Origin of the sequence: Nostoc sp. UHCC 0251, from assembly GCF_034932245.1 — a bacterium.
In the GTDB taxonomy this organism is placed as follows: Bacteria; Cyanobacteriota; Cyanobacteriia; order Cyanobacteriales; family Nostocaceae; genus Nostoc.
In genome coordinates, this window is sequence record NZ_JAYGHD010000287.1 from 27,146 (window position 1) to 52,407 (window position 25,262).

Sequence of the window (25,262 nt, forward strand, 5' to 3'; positions counted from 1 at the left end):
ATGTGTTCCGACATGGACTAAGTATTGTCATAAAAAACTAATCTTTACCTTACGGATAATCCGCTTAAGTAGCATCAAACGATCTAGCTTGAACATTATAAAAGCAAACCACACATTCAATATGAACATTTTTATACGAAAAAACACAGAGTATTTGGAGATCATTACATGTTTGAATATAAATTTCCTTTTAGACATTTCTATAGCATAATATCCATTAGATTTTTTACATTCAGTATTATTTACATCAGGAAACTTATCTTGCCAATCTTTCCACCAAAATTTAAGAGCATATGGAGGTTTTTCTAGAAAAATCTTTTTTATGTCTTTATTATTTGATTCCATTCTGTAATGAAAAGGAGCTAAGGAATGGGCTTGTCCTTTTGATTCGCAATACAAGTGAGGTGCAAGCTTCCATTTATCCCGAAATTTCACATCAGATTCATATAATTTTCTAAATAGTCCGTCGAGCCAGTAATAACTATCAGCATGGGTTCTATATTTCCAGTATTCATCACATGCACTTTTCCACTTATCTATTATTAAAGAATTTTCTTCAGCTACGATAAGCCAACTGGCTGGCCCATCTTTGCAATTCATTCCACCACCATGACCATGATACATCCACAAGCCAGCAGGTTTTACAGCCTCTTGCACCCATGTGTCTAATGGCTGCATACATAGCATAGTAGCGTCAGCCCAAACGCCGCCATGATTTTTTAGCAAGCTTAACCGAATGATATCAGATTTAGCTTGAGGTCCTATTTCTTTAGTTGTTTCATATATGTAATCTATATCATGAACATAATTGTGAAGGTTGTCTAATGTAAGATATTCAATATTCCAGTCTGGATTATTTATGACCCATGATTCTGCAATTTGTTTAACTAACCACGGCGCATTTTTCCATCCTTGAAACCAAAGTAGCCATATTTTTTTGTTTAACATATCTTCAATGACATAATGAGTCGAGGTACTTGATATTATGAGAAAGCAAGTTGCTTTTAGCGGCTTCCGACAGGGATTCACATATTTTATTTTAAGACCAAGCTTAAAACTTACGTACCATTTGATAACTTCTTTAGACAATTTTTAATTAACTTCAAATGAGACCCTATATTCCTCAATAAGACTACATCATGCTAGAACTGGTAGAGGTAAGAAAGCATTTGGGATTGTAGAGATTTGTCCTCCACTCTGAACCACAAGGTCTACCAAATCATTGCCAACTGGAACAGATAGTGACGGAAAAATTCCTGTAATCCGATTTGAACTAACTGATGTCAATGGTGCTAGTTGCCCACCAATTGTGACACTAGTATCGCCAAGATTGCCAAAATTAACCCCTCCGATTACAAAGCTACTTCCTCCAATTGCTGGAGCTCTCCAAGGAAAGATATCGTAAGCTGTCGCGCCAATTGCAGTTACATCATTGGGAAGAGCCACCGTAATCGAATTGTCGCTAAAGTCAATTCCCACAATTGCACCTCCTGGTCCAGTCAGAATATCGAGGCCGTCAGAGATGCCATCAAGTATTTCTGTTTTAGTGACCGCCTGACCATCTGGTGAAATAGAAAAATTATAGATAGAGCCATTCCACTGTTGAGCTAACAAATTTCCTCTCAACTGTCCGCCAAAGGTTATTGCTCGATACTCAGTTACCCCATTAGTCGAAGCAGATATAGTTGCTAGAGGAGCAGTGACTACACCTGGAATTCCATTATCAAAAGCGCTGTAGAAGACATTTTGACGATCATCATATTGTCCTCGATTTCGATTAGGATGTCCGTAATAAGCGTCCTGAATTACAAGATTCAATTCATCAGCGTCAGTCCCGGTGTAAGGCTTTTGAGTTGTTGCCGAAGTTGAAACATCTCCAAACCCAGTATTAGAACCATTATTCGTGGCGTATAACAATCCCTTTGTTGTCCATACCACATCATAGGGATTACGGAAACCACTTGCGTAAACTGATACATCGTTTCCAGGGACAATGTTTGCAATATTTCCAAATACTTGACTGGTTTCTGGAGCAAAGGTTAGTCCATCAGGCGGTACGAAATCGGACGGAAGCGAATAGGTAATTGCGCCATTAAAGTTAGACTTATTAACTGTAGCCTTGAGAATTGCAGCAGTCAAGGGCGATTCCGGAATACCGCCAAGGGCAGTGTCTGGAATACCCGCATTAGTATTGCTCCCTACCGAAATATAAAGATTCCCTGCCGAATCAAAATCCATCCCGTTGATGCCATGATCGTGATTTGAGACTGGCAACCCTGTAATTAATGGTGTCACTGTCGAAAAGTTTAGACCTTCAAGAATCGAAACTTGTCCGCTGTATTTAGACTGTTCCGTAACTGGAAAGGAAGCTCCACCATTGCCATACAGTTGGCTATGGGCAACATATATCCTGATGGGACCAGAGGGATCGTCAAAGGGGTTAAACGCAATCCCTAAGATATCTTTGTTGTATAACCCTGTCATTGTAGTAATCGACTGGATGGCAATGACGTTGTAATTGTCATCAAATGTGTATGCCTTAATCTCCCCGCTGTAGGTTCCGACATATAAGCGACCATCAGGTCCCCAAGCTCCAGTGGTCGCACCTTTAGCATAAGTACCGAGAGCATCTACATTGGTTGCAACAGTCTTTTTGGTAAAGCTAATCGCAACCACATCATTATCTTGAACTGTGACGGGCAGTGCCGTCAGGTTCAAACTACTGTAGCTGCTATCAGTACTGGTTACTGTATGAGTAATGCTACTAAAGTGAGTCCCTTCTTGCAGGATGTCATTTACTGCGGAAACTGTCACAGTTTGGGGAATATTCCAGTTCGCCGAGGTAAAAGTCAGCGCTATTTTACTGGTGTTAATTTGACTGTCAACACCAATTTTAATTGTTACATCAGCAGAGGGTTGCGTATTGAGAACAACCGAATATGTATCTGTTGCACCAGCCTCTGAAACAACTGTTTGCCCGTTGGTTTCCTGAAAAATAACTTGAGGACCTTCTAGAGGAATAATCTCAATTGCAGAGAGTTTGGCATTATCAACAGATGCTAAAAGATCGAGATTCAGTAGCCCGTCAGATACGTTAACTGTGGGTTTAGAAAGCACTAACGCTGAGTCTTTGCCAGGGAAGAAAGCATTCTTTGATTTAGCGAAGATATCAACGTCGTCAAAGGCTAGATTGTTCTCTATCGATATATCAAAGACCCGCTTCTGAAAATCATCCCAGTAAGTTTCCGCAAAATGAAATTTTACCAGGTAGTTGCCATTGGCAACAGGTATTTGGTAGGACAAGTTAGCAGCGGAGCGCTCGCTTTGGTAGAGCGGGTCATCTTCTGTTTTGAAAATAGGGTCAGTAATTGAGTACGTGCTGCCTCCAGTGAAGAAGCTATCTGCCTGCCAAATGTTACCGACTGTATCAGTGTAGGCTCCACCGCCTACGTTGATGCGAATAGCTCCGTCATTATCAGTGATGGAGACATTGACGGGGTTGATAGTCACTTCGCTGTAGTTGGGGTCTGTACTGGTGACAGTATGGGTGATTATCCCCGTGTGATTGCCTTCAACTACAAAGTCATCCACTGCCGTCACCGTCACAGTTTGAGCCACATTCCAGTTGGTAGGGGTGAAGGTCAGTGTGGTTGCACTGGTCGTCAACTGAGTCCCTGTATTGAGTGTGAGAGTCACATTGTCCGTCGGTTGGGTGTTCAAAACCAAACTGTAGCTGTCAGTTGCACCGCCTTCTGTCACAGTTGTGCTACCACCCGTTTGGACTGGAGTTACTCCCGGAGCGAGTGTTGTTGGTGTGACCTGAATAAAGTCAACTTTCGCCTGGTCTTTGCTGGCGGTGAAGTTGAGGTTGAGAACACCGTCGGTGACATTGACTGTGAACTTTTTAATGACGGCTATATTAGCTCCCCCTGCATCTGTCCAGATGTCATAATTACTTAGCAGGGTTTGCCCTTCGGCTGTGACGCTAAACACCCGATTATTCGCGCTATTCCAATACAGTTCTGCAAAGCCCAGGTCTACTTCATAGCTGCCGTTGGCAACCGGAATGGCGTAGGAGAAGTTAGTTCCAGTGCGCTCCGTTTGGAACAGTGGGTCACTAGTAGTGTTGGCAATGGCAGAGGTGGTTGAATATGTGCTACCACCAGTAAACAGTTGATCAGCGCTCCATACCTGTCCTAAATTATCCGTGTAAGTGCCGCTACCTGTATTGATGAAAATCGAACCGGGAACGGTGTTGGTGTCGTTATCGGTAATGGCAATGGTGATGGGTGCAATAGTCACTCCGCTGTAGTTGGGGTCTGTACTGGTGACAGTATGGGTGATTATCCCCGTGTGATTGCCTTCAACTACAAAGTCATCCACTGCCGTCACCGTCACAGTTTGAGCCACATTCCAGTTGGTAGGGGTGAAGGTCAGTGTGGTTGCACTGGTCGTCAACTGAGTCCCTGTATTGAGTGTGAGAGTCACATTGTCCGTCGGTTGGGTGTTCAAAACCAAACTGTAGCTGTCAGTTGCACCGCCTTCTGTCACAGTTGTGCTACCACCCGTTTGGACTGGAGTTACTCCCGGAGCGAGTGTTGTTGGTGTGACCTGAATAAAGTCAACTTTCGCCTGGTCTTTGCTGGCGGTGAAGTTGAGGTTGAGAACACCGTCGGTGACATTGACTGTGAACTTTTTAATGACGGCTATATTAGCTCCCCCTGCATCTGTCCAGATGTCATAATTACTTAGCAGGGTTTGCCCTTCGGCTGTGACGCTAAACACCCGATTATTCGCGCTATTCCAATACAGTTCTGCAAAGCCCAGGTCTACTTCATAGCTGCCGTTGGCAACCGGAATGGCGTAGGAGAAGTTAGTTCCAGTGCGCTCCGTTTGGAACAGTGGGTCACTAGTAGTGTTGGCAATGGCAGAGGTGGTTGAATATGTGCTACCACCAGTAAACAGTTGATCAGCGCTCCATACCTGTCCTAAATTATCCGTGTAAGTGCCGCCACCTGTATTGATGAAAATCGAACCGGGAACGTCATCAATAATTGCCATATTTTTTGCTGCTTGATGATTGTCTGCTAGACATTAGTTCTGGATCTGAGCAAGAGTCAGAAGAGCCACAGGATTAATGACACCAAGATAATTCGCGATTATTGCTCGCGAATTATCTTGGCTCTTTTATTTTTTCCAAATTGGGATGCTCCCAAATTTTTATTTTTAATTTTTGTTGACCACAAGTAAAATACAGTTGTTGTTGCTCAACTTGAGAAGTGTTTTTATCTGAGGTATTTTCAACTAAAAATAGCCCCTTGCGTCTTAGGGATTGTTCAATAAGAACCTCCTTTAAAATATCTTCAGAAAACTGTCCTTGCCGGACAAGAAGCTCTCCTAACTTATGGTTAGTAGCACTTTGTAACGCTAGAATTTTATCCAGAAACTGCTTTCTTACAAGCTTTTTTTCTAATACAAGGCTACCAAATTGAATATTTTGGTTCTTCAGATAAAACTTTAACTGTTTTAAAGATATTAATTGCTTTGACACTAAAATCTCACCAATTTTTAAATTTGGGTTTAAGCTTTGCTCTAGTAAAGCTTGTCTGATATCTTCTCTAGTTACAATATTTTGCCGAATAAAAATTTCACCAATTTTTTCAGGCGTAAAATCTAAGTTTTCTATATCTGTCCCTAATAAAAGATTCTTTGTTTGACTAGAATTCTGCTTATGGGCGATTGCCAACTCCTTAGTAGCTAAATAGATAAAATATGGAATTGTTGAAGCGTAACGCTTCCAAAGACGAAGTGGCTCTTGTGTTAACCGATACAACCATTCCAAACATAATTGTTGAACCCAATGGGGAGCGCGTGGAGTAATCCCTGCGTACATAGAGAATACTGCACCTACACCAACCATTACTGCTTGAATTTTTCCGTGATAGTGAGACATCCAAATTTCCTGTTTAGGACATCCCAAACAAACAAAAATAATTCCCGCACCGCTTTGATTAATTTCTTCAATTAATTCTGTATTATGACTTTTGTCAATCTCATCAATAGGAACAAAAGGAATAGATTTCATTCCTGCAACTTTTAAAATCGGATATTCTTCGTCTAGTTTTCGCTTAATTTTGTCTAAAATCTCTTGTGTAGAGCCAAGAAAATAAACTGGCTTTCCAGTGATTTCAGCTAAAGCACACAAATTAAGGAAAACATCCATTCCTGATACTTGATTTTGGTGATAAATCCCCAATTGGCGTAACATCAACACTAAAGGCTTGCCATCAGGGGTAACCAAATCTGCTTTATTTAAAATTTTTCTAAATGAAAAGTTCCAATGGGCTTCCATAAGCATATGAACATTGGCTAAATAGACAACCTTACTAGCCCTCATATTTGCCCAGCGCAAAATTAACATAATCTGCTCATCCAAAGGCAAACACGTAATAGGGACATTAAACAAACCTTTCTTGGGTATCATTGGTTTTATCAGTAGTATTTAGATATTCGTAAAGTTTTATAGTGCTTATGCAACTATCACAAGGAAACGTAAATGTCAGCTTATAACTGCTCTCGCCGTTTGTGCATTCCAATCAAAATGAGCCGCTATTCTCATTACATATCAATTATCTGCGTTCAATCTGATTACTTCTGCTCGATCTTTTATTTTCTGCGGTACATCTGTCATTTTCAAGTTAAACAGAGTTTTCAATACCCTTTAACGGCTATTCATGTAGCTATTAGCTTGGTAGATACATCATAGGGATTTACTTATCTTTACCTAGATAGTTTATTTATTTCATATTTTTATACTTGTTGTTACTTATCTTCCTCGTATGCTAAGTATTATGACCAGCTTAAGTCAATAGATATTAGTGCAATTAAACCAAAGTTGTTTCAATTCTTACATATTAGATATGTTTAATAAAATCTAAGTAAAATTTAGGGATTGAACATTGACATCATAGTGGATAATGGTGACAGTGGTTTTGTATAAGAAACTAAAAGCATTCTGAAGTGTAAACCTAAAATCAGGTTAGCTGTAGCCTATTTGCCTCATTAACATTTTATTTTGGACAACAAATTGTAGATAAATTGGATAGAAATTTAGGCTATAAAGAGTTTAGTTGCAGATATTTTTTATCGGCAAAATCATTGATTATTAATCCTGGTTATAAAGCATTCGGTAGACAAGCAATCGCTATACGCTCAAAATTATATTTTTTTAAAACATACAATTTTCTGGTTAAAAAATGTTTATTTTTATCAATCAATTTAGACTTTCACTTGTGGGCATTGGTACTAGGATTTTTGTAAATTTAGGTATGTCAAGCTATGATCAAAGCTATTTTGTTTATCCTAAGGGTTCAGATCAAAATCCTGGAACAATCAATCGCTCATTCAAAACCATTCAAAAATGCGCCAATATTGTTCAACCAGGACAAGCCTGTTAGCTGAAGGAAGGGATTTATCGAGAAACTGTGCGCCTTTGGGGTTCGCGAACAGATGCCAAACTAATAACCTTTGCAGCATATAAAAACGAAAATGTAACTATTTTAGGAACAGAACAGGTGAAAAGTCTCACAATTTGTTTATGGATAAAGATGCTCGATTTTCCCAACCTCCAAGACAAGCTTCTCAGTCTATTCCTAACTTCACTTTACAGTCAGACTCTCCAGCTGTAGATGCTGGGGCTATAATTCCTGGAATTACAGATGATTTTGTGGGAAAAAAACCTGATATCGGTGCATACGAGCGAGGCGCACCTATCTGGAAAGCTGGCTCGACTTTAAATACAACTCGTAAACAAAAGCTTAATCCATCATTCTCTTTACCATCAGACTAATCAATGAGCTATAAATCACTGCTTCACCAACTTCTGTATAAAAATCCTTGAGCAAACTTTGCTCTTGAATAGTCATAGTCTATCCAAACAACTTGAAGACAACTCTTTCAATCGCTTCGTGAAGGCAATTGTCCCTAAACGTCCCAACGCGAATCTGCAAAGATATAACACTTCGACTGCTCGTGCATAGTCGGTTATAGCTATTAAACTAGGCTCGATTTAGCCTACAGCCTACTCCTAGATAAATTAGATATTTTTTATTAAATTCTCTTAACAAATCAGAGCTTAGATTACACCCTAAAAAAGTAATTAAATATGCATATTTTAATAGCAGCTTTACATAGACCTATTCAACCAACTGGTGTTTGCAGACATGCTGCTAATCTAGCCTACTGTTTAGCAGAAAATAAAGAAGTTACCAGAATCAGTTTAGTTATCGGCTCTTGGCAACAACATTATTTTAAAACTGCTTTCTATCTTGATTCTGAGAAAATTAAACTAATTAGTGTCAACATAAAAAACAGTTCCGTTGTCAGGAATAGTTGGTTTTTTAGTGGTTTACCTAAATTAGCAAATAATCTCGGTTCAGATATTGTTCACCTTTCCTTTCCTTTACCTTTTGTTAGAGCTAGTTTTAACGCTTATGTAGTTACTACAATTCATGATTTATACCCTTACGAATGTCCTGAAAACTTTGGCTTTCCTCAAGCTTGGTTTAATCGTTTATTTTTAAACCAATGCATTAACAATAGCGATGGACTTGCTTGTGTATCTCAAGTTACATTAGAAAAACTAAAAGTTTATTTTCCTCATCTTGATCCACATAAAGAAATCGATGTGATTTATAATTATGTTGATTTTGAAAGGTGTGAACCTAAGATACCCCAACAACTACCGAAAAACAGTTCATTTTTATTGTCTGTTGCCCAGCACCGTCAAAATAAAAATTTAGATTTATTGATTAAAGCTTATTCTTGCTTATTAGATAACAAAAAATTAAATCCAGATGCTAAGTTAGTGATTGTTGGTACTTCTGGGCCTGAAACTCAAAATATTAAGAATTTAATTAGCGATTTATCTTTAGAGACTAAAGTAGTTTTGCTAGCAGCCATCGATGATTCAGAATTATGCTGGCTATATCAAAATTGCCAAGCTTTTGTAATCCCATCCTCTACAGAAGGTTTTTGCTTTCCCCTAGCTGAAGCGTTGTATTGGAGTAATAAAATTGTATGCTCTGACATACCAATTTTTAGAGAAATCGGTACTTATAAATGCACTTATTTTTCTTTAGAAGATGATGCTGTTGCTAATCTAGTCCAAGCCATTATTCAATCTATCAACAGGTCTAGTTTATCAAGCTATACTAATGTATTTCGTTTTGAGAAATCAAATATAGCCAAACAGTATTTAAACTTATACTCTAGATTCAATTTGGAAGGAGAAACCCAATTTTGGAAAAATATACAAGAGACTGACAAACTCACTAAGGTAAAATTTACTGTTACTACTTTAGATGAAGGAATTATCATACAAATTCCTGAGAGATTGAGCGTATTTGAAGCAGTAAATTTAAAGCACATTTGCCAAGAAATAACCCAAGGAGAGGCTAGTTTCAAAGAAATAATTATTGACTTCTACCAAACCATTTTTATGGACAGTAGCGGTTTAGGAGCTTTGGTTAGTATTTGGAAAACTGCTCAAGCAAAGGGAGTTATCGTGCTTTTCAAGAATGTTACACCCCAGGTTTGGTCAGTGTTAAGCCTGACAGGGCTAGATACAGTTTTTTCTATTAAATCTAGTTTTGAAACGCATTTTATAGTAGCAGATTATGCCTTGGATAAAGAGAGGGCTTTTCGCATGAACAAAGACAAACTACCAGCAACTCATCTTTCTGTAAAATCTTGGATTAAAAGATTTATAGATGTTATTGGTGCTTTAGTTGGTTTAGTTATAACAGGAATTGTGTTTGTTCCGGTTGTAATTGCTATTCAAATCGATGATCCTGGGCCTATTTTCTTTAGCCAAATTCGTTGTGGTTGGATGGGTAAGAAGTTCAGAATTTGGAAGTTTCGCTCTATGTGTATAGATGCAGAAGCGAAAAAATCCCAAGTTAAAAATCAAGTACAGGGTGCTTTTTTTAAGAATGAACAAGACCCCAGAGTTACGAGAGTCGGTAAATTTATCCGGCGAACCAGTATTGATGAACTGCCACAATTTTGGAATGTGTTGAAAGGAGATATGAGTTTAGTTGGGACAAGACCACCGACACCTGATGAAGTAGAACGCTATGAAGTACTACAATGGCAGCGTTTGGACATCAAACCAGGTATGACGGGAGAATGGCAAGTAAATGGTCGTTCTAGAGTCCATAGTTTTGAAGATGTAATTCGTATGGATTTGTTCTATCAAAAGAACTGGAGTCTGATGTACGATTTGAAGTTGATTGTTAGAACTTTTGCCGTTCTGTTTACTAAAAATAGTGGTGCTTACTAAGACCAGCAATTCTGATGATGACAGCTATTATCAATAATAGTGTACAACTAATTGATAGAACCTGGGATCTATTGAAAATATTGCTAAATAATAAATTGAAAGTATGTGTGGCTGTTTAAAACAAATTAATAGGTACAAGAATCTACCAAATAATACATAGAATTAGGAAGATTTTCCATGTATTACACGGAATTGCGAATATTCTCAAAAAATGATATTCAAACTGATAGCCATATTAAACCCCCGTTAACCACTGGGGTATTTTAATGTCCTAGCGATCGCCTCAGATACCCAACCAGTAAATGATTTAATGGCATAAGGGATGGAATATAAGTAAATATAATATTGATAATAGGAAAGTGCAGATTATCCTGATGTCCATAATGTGTCTGATTTGCACATTTATTTGACTAAATACCCATAATTAAACTACATGGGATGCAGGAATATAACCAGTATGTATTCTCCGCCGTTCATCAAAGTCGGGCTAACTATCCAGTACTTCACTGATTTGCTCTGCCAGTTTCAATGGACGGAAAGGCTTGGCAAAAATAGCAGCAACATCCAAGTTAGTAAAACTCTCTCGATCCGATAGCTGAAATTTGGCTGTTAATAAAATTACTGGAATTTGCTTAGTGGTGGGGTTAGCTTTCAGTTGTTGCAGAGTTGCGCGCCCATCCATATCAGGCATCATCATATCTAGTAAGATGACATCTAGTTTATGGTTAACAGCTACGTTTAAGGCTTCTTGACCAGAACTAGCTGTTAAAACATTCCAGCCAGCACCCATTTCTAATCCCAACTTTGCGATCGCCCGCACATCTTCTTCATCATCAACAATCAAGATATTTTTGCTCATAATGACACTCTTGTACAATGTACGTGCTGATTTGCTTGATCGCTCTTGAGATATTCTAAAGCTAAATCGGGGAAAAGCTGGGGAGAACTAACCAGCGAGAAGCCATTTATTAGAAAGTTGCCAAAGGTAACAGTACATAAAACGTGCTACCTTCACCCAAAATGCTCTCAACCCAGATTTTACCGTTATGTTGCTGGACAATATTTCGGCAAATAGCCAGTCCTAAACCTGTTCCTCCTTTGTTGCGCGAGTCGGATGCATCTACCTGCTGAAAGCGCTCGAAGATTATTTGTAATTTATCTTGAGGAATTCCTCGCCCTTCATCTCGGATACTAATTAGCAGGAAACTGGTTAATGGAGTGCCTTGTGTTGAAGAATGGTCATTTTCTTCCAACCCAACACCCTTGTGTTCTGTGACTGTGGCACTTATCCACACGGTATCACCTGGTTCAGAAAACTTAATAGCGTTACTTATTAAGTTGGTCAGAGTTTGCAGTAGGCGATCGGGGTCTGCCCAAAGTTCAATTGTTAGAGGATGGACAATCAGTTTCACTTGCAATTTATCTGCCATTGCTTGCATTGTTTCTGTTGCCAGAATTAACAGATCAGCAACGTTGCACTTCACCTTCTGCATGAAGATTTTGACTGATTTCATCCGCTCTAAATCGAGAATATCATTTATCAATCGGATCAGGCGTTCAGTATTAGTAGTAGCAATGCTGAGAACTTTTTGTCCTTGTTCGGTTAGAGTTCCTAATTGTCCTGAACCCAACAAATCTAATGCTCCCATTGTAGAGGTTAAAGGTGTACGTAATTCGTGACTAACTAGAGAGATAAACTCGTTTTCTAAGCGTTTACGTTCGGTGATGTCGTTGGCAATCAATAAAGCGCATTGCACCCCACCCAGGTCAATAAATTCGATAGATAGCAGTATAGTCTTGACTTCTCCGGACTTGGTAGAAAATTCAAATTCCTGATTATGGAATGACCCAGTATCAGATAAAAGCTGGATGATCTGGGCGATCGCTACTGTATCCTTACCCAAATTCAGTACAGTAGCAGTCTGTCCAATTACTTCCTCCAGCGAGTAGCCACTCATCCTCAAGAAACTAGGATTGACATCAATAAAGCGTGCTTCAGAAATGGTGGCGATCGCGATCGGATTGGGACTAGAGCGAAAAACTTTAGTAAATTTCTCTTCTGCTTTGGCGCGGTCGTGAATTTCCTGCTGCAAGCACTCATTTTGAGCTTGGAGTTGTTGTTGCAGTTTCCAAATTGTCAAGTGATTTTCAATTCGTGCTAAGACTTCTTCTAGTTGAAAAGGCTTAGTTATATAGTCCACCCCACCAACTGCAAACGCCTTTACCTTATCCAGTACATCACCCAAAGCGCTGATAAAAATTACTGGGATTTCGCGGGTGCGATCGTTTGCCTTCAGTTGTTGGCAGACTTCATAGCCATTCATCTCAGGCATATTCACATCCAACAAAATCAAGTCGGGGGGAACTGCATTTGCCCCCCGTAACCCAGTAGAACCTTTAGTTACGCTGCGAACTTTATATCCCTGTTCCGTCAGCATGGTAGATAGGAGGATTAGGTTTTCTGGCGTGTCATCAATTACCAGTATGTCTGCTTTTGGCAAGTTGAGTGGCTCTTTAGGCATGGCAATATCGACTTTAGCCAGAATCGGCTACTAATTCACTCTAGTAATTTAACCTTAGTTCTATGTCTTAATAATCATTTACAAAAAAATATCAATTACCTATTTATCTCCCCTAGTTCTCCCCGATTGTTTCCTAATTTATAAAATATCGAACTGAGGTTATTCTATGATTCATCATATTTCAATTGCTGTTAGAAACCCTAGCCATGTTGCTCAAGTTCTGGCAGAAATCTTAAAAGCGCAAGCTGTTCCCTTTCCTCCCAACCCAGGAAGCTACATGGTTCTACCTTTTGATGAATACGGTACAGCCATTGAACTTTATCCTTTAGGCTCTCAAATTGAACCTGGAGAAGGCGATGAACAATGTGTATTTGTGCATACTGCAATTACCTCTATATTTACAGATATTCATGCAGCTATTTCTGTACCCATTAGTCAAAAAGAAATTGAACAAATCGGTGTCCGTGAAGGTTGGCGTGTAGTGCGCTGTAACCGCGATTCTTTCTTTGATGTGATTGAGTTCTGGGTGGAAAACAGATTAATGATAGAATTGCTAACACCAGAAATGGCATCTCAGTATTTGAAATTTGCCACTCAGCAAGAAAATCTGAAATATTTCTTGGCAGAACCAGCTTTAGCAACAAATTAATCAACTCTAAGCGTTTAATCTGTATGGGTACTAGACCATGCAAATTAAACGCTTATTTTTTTATATTTATACTTTTTATTTGTCAAAAAATTCTAAAATTAGGGCTGCGATCGCTAATTAAATATAATTTCATTAATTACGAATTATCCCTCTTTTGTTACTACGTCAAGAGTATAATCAGTAAAAAAAGCAGAAACAGTAAGTTATAGGGATAGTTATGACACGCAGGGAAGCAGTAAATATAGTCGTCTCCATACTGAGACAACTGGCTATTTTCATATCGGTAGCATCGGAATGAGCCTTACCCGTAAGGGTTGCTTGGAATTAGATGGGGTTGAGATTAAAACGTTTTGTAGAGAAGCTTTATCTAAATTCTTAACTCCAGCAAGATAGCAAGAACTGCCTTCTGCGTTCTTCACTTACGGCTTAAAGAGTTAATTTAACCTTAATTTCGGGAATTATTATAAGAGCCACCAAAATCTCTTATAAGACAACATTCAGCGAAGTAATAATGTCTAAATTAATTTCTCGCATTCCAGATTATAGTATTACAGGTTTAATTTATGAAGCTACTGCCACAATAATTTATCGAGCATACTCCAAGGCTAACGGACACTCAGTTGTTATTAAAGTGCTTAAAGCAGAGTATCCTACTGTCAAAGAGATTGCTCAGATCAAGCATGAATACGAAATTATCCAAAACTTAAACATTACAGGTGTCATCAAAGCTCATGAATTAATTAGTTACGACAACGGCTATAGTAATGGTCTAGCACTTATTTTAGAAGACTTTGGTGGAGAATCTTTAAAAGCTCAGATATCTAATACAGGCTTTGAACTTATAAAATTTCTCAACATTGCTCGTCAAATTACTGAGACTTTAGGAGAGTTACATACCCACCACATTATCCATAAGGATCTTCAGCCCGAAAACATTCTTTATAACCCCAATACCGAAAAAATAAAATTGATTGACTTCAGCATCGCTTCGCTGCTGTCAAAAGAAAGCCCAGAAATCAGTAGCCTCAACCTCCTAGAAGGAACACTGGCTTATATGTCGCCAGAGCAAACCGGACGCATCAACCGAACCTTAGATTATCGGACAGATTTTTACTCATTAGGTGTCATTTTCTACGAAATGCTCACGGGTCGGCTCCCCTTCCAGAATGCTCAAGACCCAATGGAGTTGGTGCATTGTCACATTGCGAAAATTCCAGTAGCTCCGCATGAGATTAATCCTAAAGTACCACTGGCAATCTCTGCGATCGCTATGAAACTTCTGAGCAAAACTGCTGAAGACCGTTATCAGAGTGCTCACGGATTAAAGGCTGACCTAGAGCAAGCAGCGATACAACTGCAAACAAAAGGCAGCATTGACCTTTTTAACTTAGGCCAGCAAGATTTTTCGCATCAATTCCAAATAGCTCAAAAACTTTACGGTCGGGAAGTAGAAGTAGCGGCTTTAATGGCTGCCTTTGAAAAAGTTAGCCTTGGTTCCAGCGAAATTGTGTTGGTAGGAGGATACTCAGGTATCGGCAAATCCTCACTAGTTAACGAAGTTCACAAACCGATTGTGCGACAACGAGGTTACTTTATCGGTGGCAAATTTGACCAACTCAAGCGAGATATTCCTTATGCTTCTTTGATTCAAGCATTTCGAGAATTGATGCGACAACTATTAACTGAAAGTCAAGCCAGAATTGAGGTTTGGAAAAATAAATTACTACGAGCATTAGGAGTTAATGGTCAAGTTATTATTGATGTCATCCCGGAAGTAGAACTGATTATTGGGCAGCAAGCGCCTGTACCGCAGTTGGGAGTTGCTGAGTCTCAAAACCGTTTTAATCGGGTGTTTAAGCAATTTATCCATGCCTTTACTGCTGTTGGACATCCCTTAGTACTGTTTTTAGATGACCTCCAATGGGCAGATGCTGCCTCTGTGAACCTGGTCGAGAATCTGATGACTGACCCAGAAAGTCAGTATCTCTTGCTAATTGGGGCTTACCGAGATAACGAAGTTAGTCCCACCCATCCGCTGATGCTAATGCTAGAGACAATTCAAGCATTTGGAGCAACCGTTGAAGAGTTACTTTTGAAGCCATTAGCAGCACCTCATATTACTCAACTGGTTACTGACACGTTCAATTGCGAATCATCTCAAGCAGAACCTTTAGCTAATTTGCTATTTCAAAAAACCCAAGGTAATCCCTTTTTCTTGACTCAGTTACTAAAAGTACTGCATCAAGATAATCTTTTAACATTTGATTATCGTTCGGGTTTCTGGAAGTGGGATCTCAACAGGATTCAGGAACAAGCCATTACCGATAATGTTGTCGATTTAATGGTGAATAAAATTCAGAGGCTGTCAGAACCGACGCAGCAAGTTTTACAATTAGCTGCTTGTGTTGGTAACCGATTTGATTTAGAAATTCTAGCTGTAGTAAACGAAAAATCTCCATCAGCAACAGCAGTTGATTTATGGGAAGCTTTGCAGGCAGGATTAATTCTTCCCTTAAGCGATACTTACAAAATTCCCCAGTTGTTGAATCAGTCGGAATTGGCAACATACTGCGATACTGCCGTACAAGTTGACTATAAGTTTTTGCACGATCGCGTTCAGCAAGCTGCCTATTCTTTAATTCCAACTGATCAGCAACAGCAAGTCCACCTAAAGGTAGGAAAATTACTATTACATAATACTGAAAAATCCCAGTTAGAGGAGCATCTTTTTGAGATCGTCAATCATCTCAATGCTGGCAGTTCATTGATTGTAGAGCAAGCAGAAAGATACGAACTGGCAGAACTAAATCTGAAAGCAGGTCAGCGAGCAAAATCATCTTCGGCATTTGTAACTGCACTAAAATTGCTGAAAATAGGGATGAGCTATCTACCTGAAAATAGCTGGGAAGATAAATATTCGCTTACATTAACTTTATATTTACAATCTGGAGAAGCGGAATTTTTAAATGGTAAATATGAAGAAGCTTTGCTGATTTTTGAGGGGACTTTCAGCCAAGTTAAAACTACTCTTGATATGTGTCGCGTGAATGAATATCGGATTATGTGTTATCGCATGGAGAATGACTTAAACTCCGCCTATGAAATTGGGTTAAATACCTTGGAACTTTTAGGTTTGAAGTTTACAGCTTATCCTGATGATGCATATCTGTTGGCAAAACTTAATCAGACAAAAAAAATTATTGGCGATCGCTCAACTTCTAGTCTTGCAGAACTACCACAAATGCAAGACGAAGAGAAGTTAATGGCTCAACGCATCTTAAAAGAAGTCTGGCCCATTGCCTACTTTTTAGGATCTAAAGCGTTGCATATCACATCGATGAATATAACTCAACTTTCTGTTCAGTATGGCAACTCACCAATTTCAGTATTTGGTTATATGCTGTATTCTTTCAACTTAGTTTTTCAATATGGTGAGGTAGATTCAGGTTATGAGTTTGGTGAGCTTTCTCTGCGTTTGCATGAAATTTTAAGAACAAAGGAATTAGAAGCAAATATTTTGAATATGTGGGGAGGTTTAATCTGTCACTATAAAGACCATATTAGCCAGGGAAAACCTTATTTATTAAAGGGATTTAATAGTGGTTTAGAAACAGGTTCTTATCAATGGTCTGGTTATTGTTCAGTTAATTTTTTATGGCAATGCTTATTTGGGAATGAATCTTTGGAAAAAACCGCAGAAGTAGCCGACGATTTTATTCCTACCCTCCGCAAGATTGACAAAAATATGTTGAACTACCATCTGCTGGCTAGGGAAGCGATCGCTAACCTAACTAAGCCAGCAGGAAAGATTGATGAGCTTGTTGGAGCTTGGGCAGATGAACAGCAAGTGCTAGAGTTTGCGTTGGCATCTTCGGATATGTTGAGTGCATTTGTAGTTTACATCTATAAACTTGCGCTCTGTAACTGGTATGGAGAATCTACCAAAGCTGTTGAGTATGCAGACAATGCCGAAAAATTTGTTGGGGGATCGCGAGGAATTTTTATTAATCCTGTTTTCTACTTTCACCAAAGTATTGCCTTGGCTGGAGCTTATGCGGAGGTAGATACCACAACTCAAGTGATTTATCTGGATAAACTAAATACCAACTTAGAAAAATTCCAGCAATGGGCAATGCACTGCCCAACTAATTATCAACACAAGTTCCTGCTGATTCAAGCAGAAGTGGCTCGGATTCACCAACAAGATTATCAGGCAATGGAGCTGTATGATAAGGCGATCGCTTCTGCTGCCGAAAATGGTTATTTACAAAATGAAGCCTTAGCAAACGAACTGGCATTTCGATTTTACTTAGCCAAGGATAGGAAAAACTTTGCCAAAATTTATTTAAAAGAAGCCCGCTATGGCTATTTAAAGTGGCAAGCTACGGGTAAAGTTCGGCAACTAGACGAACAATATTCCCAAATTTTTAGAGATACAGTCGAGCGGCGTATGGCTACAAAGCAGATTCAGGACATTTCTGAAGCTAAAACCCAAGCTCTAGATATCAGCACAGCGATTAAAGCATCGCAGGCACTCTCAAGTGAGATGGAGCTAAGTCGGCTGCTAGAGAAGATGATGACAATTGCGATCGAGAATGCTGGGGCCCAAATGGGTTATCTACTTGTAAAACGGGAGAACCAGTGGGTGATTGAAGCCGAAGGAAGCATTGATCGAGATGAAGTGACAGTGCGATCGTCCAGTCTTTTTCAAGTAAAGCATAAACTACCACTTTTGCTAATTAACTATGTTGAAAGAACAAAAGAAAATTTGGTTTTAGACAATGCTAGCCACACAAAGCGTTTTGCGAGTGACGACTATATTGTTGCCAATCAACCCAAATCAGTTTTGTGTTCGCCTTTCGCTCATCAGGGTAAACTAACTGGAGTTCTTTACCTGGAAAATAACCTCACTACCGGAGCCTTTAATGCAGAGCGATTAGAAGTACTGAATTTACTGACTTCACAAGTTTCCATCTCTATAGAAAATGCTCGGCTCTACACAAATTTGCACATATACTCCCAGGAGTTAGAGATTTCGGAAACACAAGCGCGTGAGAAAGCAAAGCAGCTAGAGCAGACGCTGAATGAATTGAAGCTCACCCAGTCCCAGATGGTGCAAAGCGAAAAAATGTCTAGTCTGGGGCAGTTAGTGGCGGGTGTTGCTCACGAAATCAATAACCCAGTCAGCTTTATCTACGGCAACCTTACTTACGCCAATAATTATGTCAAAGACTTGATGAGTGTAGTACAACTTTATCAACAGCAAAACCAGAATTTACCACCTAAAGTTCAAAGTGAGATAGATGCGGTTGATTTAGATTTTTTGATGGAAGACTTACCTAAGTTGTTGGCTTCAATGCAAGTGGGAACCGATCGCATTCGCCAAATTGTATTATCTTTACGAAACTTTTCCCGCCTAGACGAAGCCGAAGTTAAAGCCGTTGATATCCATGAGGGCATTGATAGCACCTTAATGATTTTGCAAAATCGGCTAAAACCCCACCCAGATTCTCCGGGAATTCAGGTAATACAGGAGTACGGCAACCTGCCACCCGTAGAATGTTACCCTGGGCAACTAAATCAGGTATTTATGAATTTAATCGCAAATGCGATCGACTCGTTAGAGGAATTTAACGAACACCGAACTTATACTGATATCGCACGTCAGCCAAGTATCATTACAATTCGTACTACTGTTGAAGGAGATGCCGCCGTCATTCGCATTGCTGACAACGGTTCTGGTATCGACGAAAATGTGCGGCGACAACTCTTCACACCCTTTTTTACCACCAAACCTGTTGGTAAAGGCACTGGTTTAGGGCTATCTATTAGTTACCAGATTGTGACCAATAAGCATCGAGGACAGTTAGAGTGTGTATCCGTTTTAGGACAAGGGGCTGAATTTATTATCTCTATCCCGCTTCAGGCGAAGCTAGAAGCCCTAAGTCTCTAATTTCTCTAATATAAATATTGATATTAGGAGTCACGAGTAAAACATACTTTATATCTGAATACGGTTCAGTTAACCCTTTTTTCTCCCCCTGCATACGTGTCAACTTAACGTGAAACCCTTGTAATGATGTGATATTCAGTTCTTTGGCTTCCCATCACTATCCGCGTCACCCCACCCTAACCCTCCCCTTGTCAAGGGGAGGGAACAAATTTCCTGTTTCCCCCCTTGACAAGGGGGGACTAAGGGGGGTAAAACGCCTGTGGGACATGCATTTGAGCTTAAGTTGACACCAATGCTCCCCCTGCTCCCCCTACGGTGTACAACAAGTCGGATTACCCCCCTTAATCCCACCGATGCATTGGGGAGAAACCGGAAAATCTAGTTCCCTTCCCAATACATCGGCTAGGATGTACACACAAGTATGACCAGTACAGGTTTCAACTCTTTTAGTAGTTTCGTAGGGTGCGTTATGGACACGCCGAAGTAACAAATGCGATCGCCGAATCAACAAATGCGAACGCTAAATCAACAAATGCGAACGCCGAATTAACAAATGCGATCGCCGAATCAACAAATGCGAACGCTAAATCAACAAATGCGATCGCCGAATCAACAAATGCGAACTCCGAATCAACAAATGCGAACGCCAAATTAACAAATGTGTCCGCCGAAGTAACAAATGAGTTCGCCGAAATAACAAATGCGTTGGTGTAGCCCGCACTTCGACAAAGCTCAGTGACCACCGCAAGCATCGCCATGATTGCAACAATTTAGCTTTGTCACGCCAGCGTAACGCACCGTAAATCTTTGGTAGATGAAGTTTTTCCGACTTGTGTGTACACCGTAGCCTACTCCCTCTACTTCCCTTGCTTCCCCTCCTCCCTTACTCTAAGTCGCCAACAAATAAATTAGTGCCTCCACGAGAGCCTGATTTTGTTCATCGGTGCCAACAGTAATGCGTAATTTATCATCTAGTCCAGGCTGCTTGAAGTAGCGGATTAAAATGCCCCGTTCCTTCAGTTTTTGATAGAGATATTCTGCGTTTGCTTCTCTTGGCTGTACCAGTAAAAAGTTAGTTTGAGAATCCCAAAGATGAAAACCTAATTGTTTTAAGTCTGTTGCTAACTTAGTCCGTGATGCTTTAATCTTTGCCACACAAGCATTTTTATAAGCTTGATCGGTAATAGCAGCCGTGCCAATTGCACAAGCGATCGCATCAATGTTATAGCTATCTTTCACCTTAAACAATCCCTGCAACAGCTTGGGATTCGCCACCCCAAATCCCAGCCGCAATCCTGCCAATGAGTACCCTTTAGAAAGTGTGCGAATTACAATGACGTTTTCATATTCCTTTACCAAAGCCAATGCATCCTCTTCGGTAAAATCGACGTATGCTTCGTCAATCACTAAAACTCCAGATAACTGGCTGGCTAATTTTCGTAAATCATTGATTGCTACCACATGCCCAGATGGACTATTAGGCGACGCAATGAATGTCACAGAGCCATTGGCAGCAACTAGTTCTTCCAAAGGTAAACTGTAGTCCTCGCTGTAGGGAATCTCAATAATTTCCGCAGCTTGCATTTCTGTTAATGTGCGATATAGCACGTAAGTTGGCATCGGATAAACTACCTTCTTCCCAGGTTCTGCACAGGCTCGAATCACTACACTCAATAATTCGTCACTGCCATTTCCTACAATGATCCAATCACTAGGAACTCCTAAAACTTTACTTGCAGCTTGCCGAAACTCCCCCCCGAAAGGTTCTGGATACCGCCGCAACCATTCGCCATCGATATTCCGCAGCACAGCTAGCGCCGCAGGCGAAGGAGGATAGGGATTCTCGTTACTGTTGAGTTTAATGATCTGTGTACCGCGTTGAGGCTGCTCACCGGGAATGTAGCTAGCCATTGCATCTATATTAGAGCGAAAGTAGTTGGTCATAGAGCATGAGATATGGAAAAAACAGAATTTTATTACTTAGGAGTTCACTAGTAGTTCGCCAAGTGAACTTGGCGGGGTAAAGGGTAAGGGGGAAGGGGGAAAGGGTTTAAATCCCTTACCCTTTCCCCTTTCTCCTTTCCCCAGTCCTCACCCATCAAAATTGACTTGCCAGACCACTAGACATTCAATCCTTGGTTCAAGGGAAGCAAGCTACGCGTAATGTTCCGCATAAAAGGTATTATCGAATAACTGTTAATCTACCTGATTTTGGGCTTAACCCAGAAGTATTCAGAGGGGGCAGGAGAGCAGGGGAAGAAGAATTATTGATTAATGCCCAATGACAAATGACTAATGACAAATCATTATCGATATATTATTTTTTATAAACCCTATGGCGTTCTCAGCCAGTTTACAAAAGATGCTCCCACACATAGCACCTTGAAAGATTATATTGACGTACCTGATGTGTATCCTGTAGGACGCTTAGATTGGGATAGTGAAGGGTTGCTGCTGTTAACAAACGATGGGCAATTGCAACATCGTCTCGCCCATCCGCGTTTTGGTCATCAACGTACTTACTGGGTACAGGTAGAGCGAATTCCAGATGCAGATGCCATAAAAAAGTTGCAAACAGGTGTAGAAATTCAAAATTACCGCACTCAGCCAGCAGAAGTTAGGCTATTACCACAAGAGCCACAGCTACCTGAACGTACCCCACCGATTAGATTTCGCAAAAATGTACCGACAGCTTGGCTAGAAATGACCTTGACAGAGGGAAAAAACCGCCAAGTACGGCGTATGACTGCGGCTGTTGGGTTTCCGACTTTGCGGCTGGTCAGGGTAAGTATAGCCCATCTACAATTAGATGACCTACAATTGGGTCAATGGCGCGACCTCACCACATCTGAACTTCAATTTCTGCATAATTTCAGTAAATCGAAAAGTATTTCTCCAAAGGCGAATGCTTTCTAACAGGAATTCGACCTTCTATTGTAAGTCAGTAACTTCCAGTCTGAGGGGCATTTTGCAGATTTGCGATGCGTGGTTATATTAACCAAAACTTTGAACAATATACAACATATTCCAGCAAAGAGTTTACGACACCTTACCGAATGGCACACTTGAAAAGCGTTAGATATCTTATTTTTGTAAGTAGATTATAAGCTACAAAATAAAGTTGTTGCTTTTCAGATTCTTTAAGAGATCCTTTTGTAAACACTTTATTGCTCTTCTTTTGTTCCCATGCAGATCACGGTAACAAAGAAACAAGTAATTTTGACAATTTTGACCCAATGTAAAATCTAAAATTCAAAATTGGTATGACTCACAAACAACAAACCGCAATTGAAGGTATCTATGAAGTCTGTATTGGTATCCCAGAGCCAATTTCTGCAATTCAGTATTGGGAGCAATTTGGCTATCGTATTGGTGAGGTAGGTGAATTAACCGCAGATATAGCTAATCAATTATATGGTGTGAATTCATCTTTACGCTCAATTCGCCTCTACCACCAAAATGCAGATCATGGTTTGATTCGGCTAATGGTTTGGCAAAATCCCACCCATGAAGGTTTGGGAATAGCGTCGATGAAAATTAAAGGAAATCGCTGGGCGACAAGTTTAACGGCGGATGTGTTAAGTATCTTAAATCATATAGAGAATGCAAAATCCGCAGGTTTGCCTATTAGATACTCTATCCCTTATTGGGAAGTTATCTACAACAAAGAGAGGAAAAGCCGTCCTTTTATTGAGCCAGCAGTTGGTGTGCGAGAAATGCTATTACTGCAACCGTTAGCTCGACAGGTTTTATTTCAACGGTTTGGCTATACGCTACCGCATTACGGACAAGTTAACCATAATGCTGCTCTCAAGACTAGTCAGTTTACCCATATTGGGATTATTGTTCAAGATGATAGCAAAGAAACCCTAAAGTTTTATGAAGAAGTTTTAGGTTTACTGCGTGTGCGTGATGATGTTGAAACTAGCTATGAATCTTCGCCAGCCGGTCGAGATATTTTTGACCTTAACCCTGGTGAAAAGTTTATTGTCACTACCTTTGATGATCCCCGTTCTTCTAAGTCTGATCTGATGGCTACACGTAGTGGTAGGCTTTATATTGTTCGATTCCCAGAAAAGATTAATTTAGAATCGCACTTTGAGGCAGCCCAACCAGGTAGCTTGGGTATGTCTTTATATACCTATCGAGTTAAGGGAATACAGGAATATTACGATCGCATCAAAGCAAGTACTGTACAAAAAGTTACAAACATCATTAGTAATGAGTTTGGTGAGATGAGTTTTTCCTTTGTTGCACCAGATGGCTACTTCTGGACTTTGCTAGAAGGTAATTAACTATCAGTAAACCAAAAAGTTTTTCCGTGGTGATGCTTGTCTTGCTGTTCCTTATCTTGTTGAACATCAAAAGCTCTTTGGATTAGTCAAAACCCGGCGTAAGCGCCACCCTTGAGATTGACTTTCCGGTGTGGTGGGAGTACCCTTGCCGAGGTCTAGATGGATTACCAATTAGGAACTTTGCTTCTAATGTTCCACATGAGTTGGTCGAGGTGTAAACCGAAGTCTGGTTTTGGACTGCGGGTATTAACTAGCACTGCCCACGAGAAACCATCGCCAGTATTGATTAGTAATGCTTGTTCTCCGCGTAAACTGCCAGTGTGCCAACGGTTATTGGCTGTATTTATAGCCCATCCTTTAGCGTATCCAGGGTTGACACTTGAGCCTTGATACATAGTAGCGATCGCATTAGCACTAAGAATATCAGGTTTGGAATTCAAACCATCTACCCGCACTGCCAACCGTACTAGGTCACTAGGTTTAGCAATCCAACCGCCGTGAGCATCCATCCGTGCTATTTTCATATCGTAAGGATTTTGACCATCTTGACCGTAATAAGTAACTTCATTGGCTTTTTTCTCCTCTAGGGTATCACCGCCAATTTCCATATCGGTGATACCGGATGGTTTGAGAATATTAGTTTTGACATAATTTTCGTAGGTTTGCCCTGTGACCCGTTCGATTACCCGCCCCAAAAGACAGAAACCAAAATTAGAGTAAGTATGTGTAGTCCCTGGTACATTATCTAAAGGACGGTTATCTAATACCCAACTAATTAGTTGGGTCTGGTTCATGAAGAGATTATGAAACATCGGGTCATCGTTATCGTTAGGCCAACCGCCACCCAAATGGGTGAGTAAATGTTCTACGGTGATGTTTTCGATATTGGTATTATAGGGGGTTGTGCCGTAGGTAGTGCTTAAGATGCCACCTTCACCGAAAATGCGATCGCTTAATTGTAACTGGCCTAGTTCTACCAGTTTCATAATGGCGATCGCGGTAATTGGTTTTGATACACTGGCAATGCGGAAGCGGTGACGCGGTGTGACTTTTTCACCTGTCGATTTGTCAGCAAAGCCGTAGCTTCTGGATAAGACTAATAGCTCATCTTTAGCAATAGCGAAGGAAAGACCGGGAACATCATAATTTTGCATATACTCAGCCACAGTTTGATCAATGGCTTTTAGTTCTGAAGACTTATAAGCCTTTTGACTTTTCCAGAGAGCAGCATCTGTGTCTTGACCGTTGATAGTGTAACCATTTACCCGTTGATTTGGGAATAAATCAGCCAGAATTACTGTGGCTGAACCCATGCCCATTAACTGCATAAATCGCCGACGGCTTTTTAAAGAAAAATTCATATTAAGCTATATCCTCATCGTTACAACAATTGACTTTGACAAACTGTTTTAGCCTTAACTGAACCGTATTGCGTTATATCTTTGCTGTTTCCTGTACTTAAAATTCTGCCAAGGGTCATGTTGAATGTTTGTGCGTTATA

The 25,262-nt window shown here is 40.1% G+C and carries 15 protein-coding genes and 1 pseudogene; 9 read left to right on the forward strand and 7 right to left on the reverse strand.

Annotated elements, in window-relative coordinates; translation table 11 throughout:
* Positions 1-27 precede the first annotated feature (27 nt).
* From VB740_RS18880 to VB740_RS18890, 3 genes are all read right to left on the reverse strand, one after another.
* On the reverse strand, positions 28-948 hold the full coding sequence (locus tag VB740_RS18880; RefSeq protein ID WP_323201471.1) for a capsular polysaccharide synthesis protein: 921 nt from the start codon (positions 946-948) through the stop codon (positions 28-30).
* 189 nt (positions 949-1,137) lie between these two features.
* Entirely contained in the window at positions 1,138-5,061 is a 3,924-nt protein-coding gene (locus VB740_RS18885; protein ID WP_323201472.1) for a malectin domain-containing carbohydrate-binding protein, read from the reverse strand.
* A 112-nt stretch (positions 5,062-5,173) separates the two neighbouring features.
* Positions 5,174-6,484, reverse strand: coding sequence for a WecB/TagA/CpsF family glycosyltransferase (locus VB740_RS18890; RefSeq protein ID WP_323201473.1), 1,311 nt, complete (start codon positions 6,482-6,484; stop codon positions 5,174-5,176).
* A gap of 772 nt (positions 6,485-7,256) precedes the next feature.
* On the opposite strand from VB740_RS18890, the gene VB740_RS18895 reads away from it, so the two are divergent.
* The 4 genes and pseudogenes from VB740_RS18895 (at position 7,257) to VB740_RS18910 (ending at position 10,342) form a co-directional block, all read left to right on the forward strand.
* Complete coding sequence (locus VB740_RS18895; protein WP_323201474.1) at positions 7,257-7,457, forward strand: hypothetical protein; 201 nt, start codon at positions 7,257-7,259, stop codon at positions 7,455-7,457.
* Between the two features lie 140 nt (positions 7,458-7,597).
* Complete coding sequence (locus tag VB740_RS18900; RefSeq protein WP_323201475.1) at positions 7,598-7,849, forward strand: choice-of-anchor Q domain-containing protein; 252 nt, start codon at positions 7,598-7,600, stop codon at positions 7,847-7,849.
* 315 nt (positions 7,850-8,164) lie between these two features.
* Positions 8,165-9,181, forward strand: a pseudogene (locus VB740_RS18905) (glycosyltransferase family 4 protein); the annotation flags it as partial.
* Between the two features lie 129 nt (positions 9,182-9,310).
* Positions 9,311-10,342, forward strand: coding sequence for a sugar transferase (locus tag VB740_RS18910; protein ID WP_323201511.1), 1,032 nt, complete (start codon positions 9,311-9,313; stop codon positions 10,340-10,342).
* 487 nt (positions 10,343-10,829) lie between these two features.
* On the opposite strand, the gene VB740_RS18915 is transcribed toward VB740_RS18910, so the two are convergent.
* Positions 10,830-11,201, reverse strand: coding sequence for a response regulator (locus VB740_RS18915; protein WP_323201476.1), 372 nt, complete (start codon positions 11,199-11,201; stop codon positions 10,830-10,832).
* 109 nt (positions 11,202-11,310) lie between these two features.
* Complete coding sequence (locus VB740_RS18920; RefSeq protein ID WP_323201477.1) at positions 11,311-12,864, reverse strand: ATP-binding protein; 1,554 nt, start codon at positions 12,862-12,864, stop codon at positions 11,311-11,313.
* Positions 12,865-13,030: 166 nt separating this feature from the next.
* Between VB740_RS18920 and VB740_RS18925 the strand changes: the two genes are divergently transcribed.
* The 3 genes from VB740_RS18925 (at position 13,031) to VB740_RS18935 (ending at position 20,180) form a co-directional block, all read left to right on the forward strand.
* Positions 13,031-13,513 (forward strand): hypothetical protein, encoded by a 483-nt coding sequence (locus VB740_RS18925; protein ID WP_323201478.1) that lies wholly within the window; start codon positions 13,031-13,033, stop codon positions 13,511-13,513.
* A gap of 511 nt (positions 13,514-14,024) precedes the next feature.
* A complete protein-coding gene (locus VB740_RS18930; RefSeq protein WP_323201479.1) occupies positions 14,025-19,466 on the forward strand; it encodes an AAA family ATPase in 5,442 nt (1,813 codons plus the stop codon).
* 462 nt (positions 19,467-19,928) lie between these two features.
* Positions 19,929-20,180: a hypothetical protein gene (locus VB740_RS18935; RefSeq protein ID WP_323201480.1), complete on the forward strand. Its 252-nt coding sequence runs from the start codon at positions 19,929-19,931 to the stop codon at positions 20,178-20,180.
* A gap of 174 nt (positions 20,181-20,354) precedes the next feature.
* Here VB740_RS18935 and hisC read toward each other — a convergent pair whose 3' ends face one another.
* Positions 20,355-21,410 (reverse strand): histidinol-phosphate transaminase, encoded by a 1,056-nt coding sequence (gene hisC / locus VB740_RS18940; RefSeq protein WP_323201481.1) that lies wholly within the window; start codon positions 21,408-21,410, stop codon positions 20,355-20,357.
* 351 nt (positions 21,411-21,761) lie between these two features.
* Between hisC and VB740_RS18945 the strand changes: the two genes are divergently transcribed.
* Entirely contained in the window at positions 21,762-22,382 is a 621-nt protein-coding gene (locus VB740_RS18945; RefSeq protein WP_323201482.1) for an rRNA large subunit pseudouridine synthase E, read from the forward strand.
* A gap of 347 nt (positions 22,383-22,729) precedes the next feature.
* Positions 22,730-23,761 (forward strand): VOC family protein, encoded by a 1,032-nt coding sequence (locus VB740_RS18950; RefSeq protein ID WP_323201483.1) that lies wholly within the window; start codon positions 22,730-22,732, stop codon positions 23,759-23,761.
* 164 nt (positions 23,762-23,925) lie between these two features.
* Here VB740_RS18950 and VB740_RS18955 read toward each other — a convergent pair whose 3' ends face one another.
* Complete coding sequence (locus tag VB740_RS18955) at positions 23,926-25,122, reverse strand: serine hydrolase domain-containing protein (RefSeq protein WP_323201484.1); 1,197 nt, start codon at positions 25,120-25,122, stop codon at positions 23,926-23,928.
* Positions 25,123-25,262: the final 140 nt, after the last annotated feature.

Coding starts and splice junctions, on each gene's coding strand:
- hisC (WP_323201481.1), bottom strand. CDS start 21,410: ATGACCAACTACTTTCGCTCTAATATAGATGCAATGGCTAGCTACATT.
- VB740_RS18895 (WP_323201474.1), top strand. CDS start 7,257: ATGTTTATTTTTATCAATCAATTTAGACTTTCACTTGTGGGCATTGGT.
- VB740_RS18955 (WP_323201484.1), bottom strand. CDS start 25,122: ATGAATTTTTCTTTAAAAAGCCGTCGGCGATTTATGCAGTTAATGGGC.
- VB740_RS18920 (WP_323201477.1), bottom strand. CDS start 12,864: ATGCCTAAAGAGCCACTCAACTTGCCAAAAGCAGACATACTGGTAATT.
- VB740_RS18885 (WP_323201472.1), bottom strand. CDS start 5,061: ATGGCAATTATTGATGACGTTCCCGGTTCGATTTTCATCAATACAGGT.
- VB740_RS18915 (WP_323201476.1), bottom strand. CDS start 11,201: ATGAGCAAAAATATCTTGATTGTTGATGATGAAGAAGATGTGCGGGCG.
- VB740_RS18945 (WP_323201482.1), top strand. CDS start 21,762: ATGACAAATCATTATCGATATATTATTTTTTATAAACCCTATGGCGTT.
- VB740_RS18890 (WP_323201473.1), bottom strand. CDS start 6,484: ATGATACCCAAGAAAGGTTTGTTTAATGTCCCTATTACGTGTTTGCCT.
- VB740_RS18930 (WP_323201479.1), top strand. CDS start 14,025: ATGTCTAAATTAATTTCTCGCATTCCAGATTATAGTATTACAGGTTTA.
- VB740_RS18925 (WP_323201478.1), top strand. CDS start 13,031: ATGATTCATCATATTTCAATTGCTGTTAGAAACCCTAGCCATGTTGCT.
- VB740_RS18900 (WP_323201475.1), top strand. CDS start 7,598: ATGGATAAAGATGCTCGATTTTCCCAACCTCCAAGACAAGCTTCTCAG.
- VB740_RS18950 (WP_323201483.1), top strand. CDS start 22,730: ATGACTCACAAACAACAAACCGCAATTGAAGGTATCTATGAAGTCTGT.
- VB740_RS18880 (WP_323201471.1), bottom strand. CDS start 948: ATGTTAAACAAAAAAATATGGCTACTTTGGTTTCAAGGATGGAAAAAT.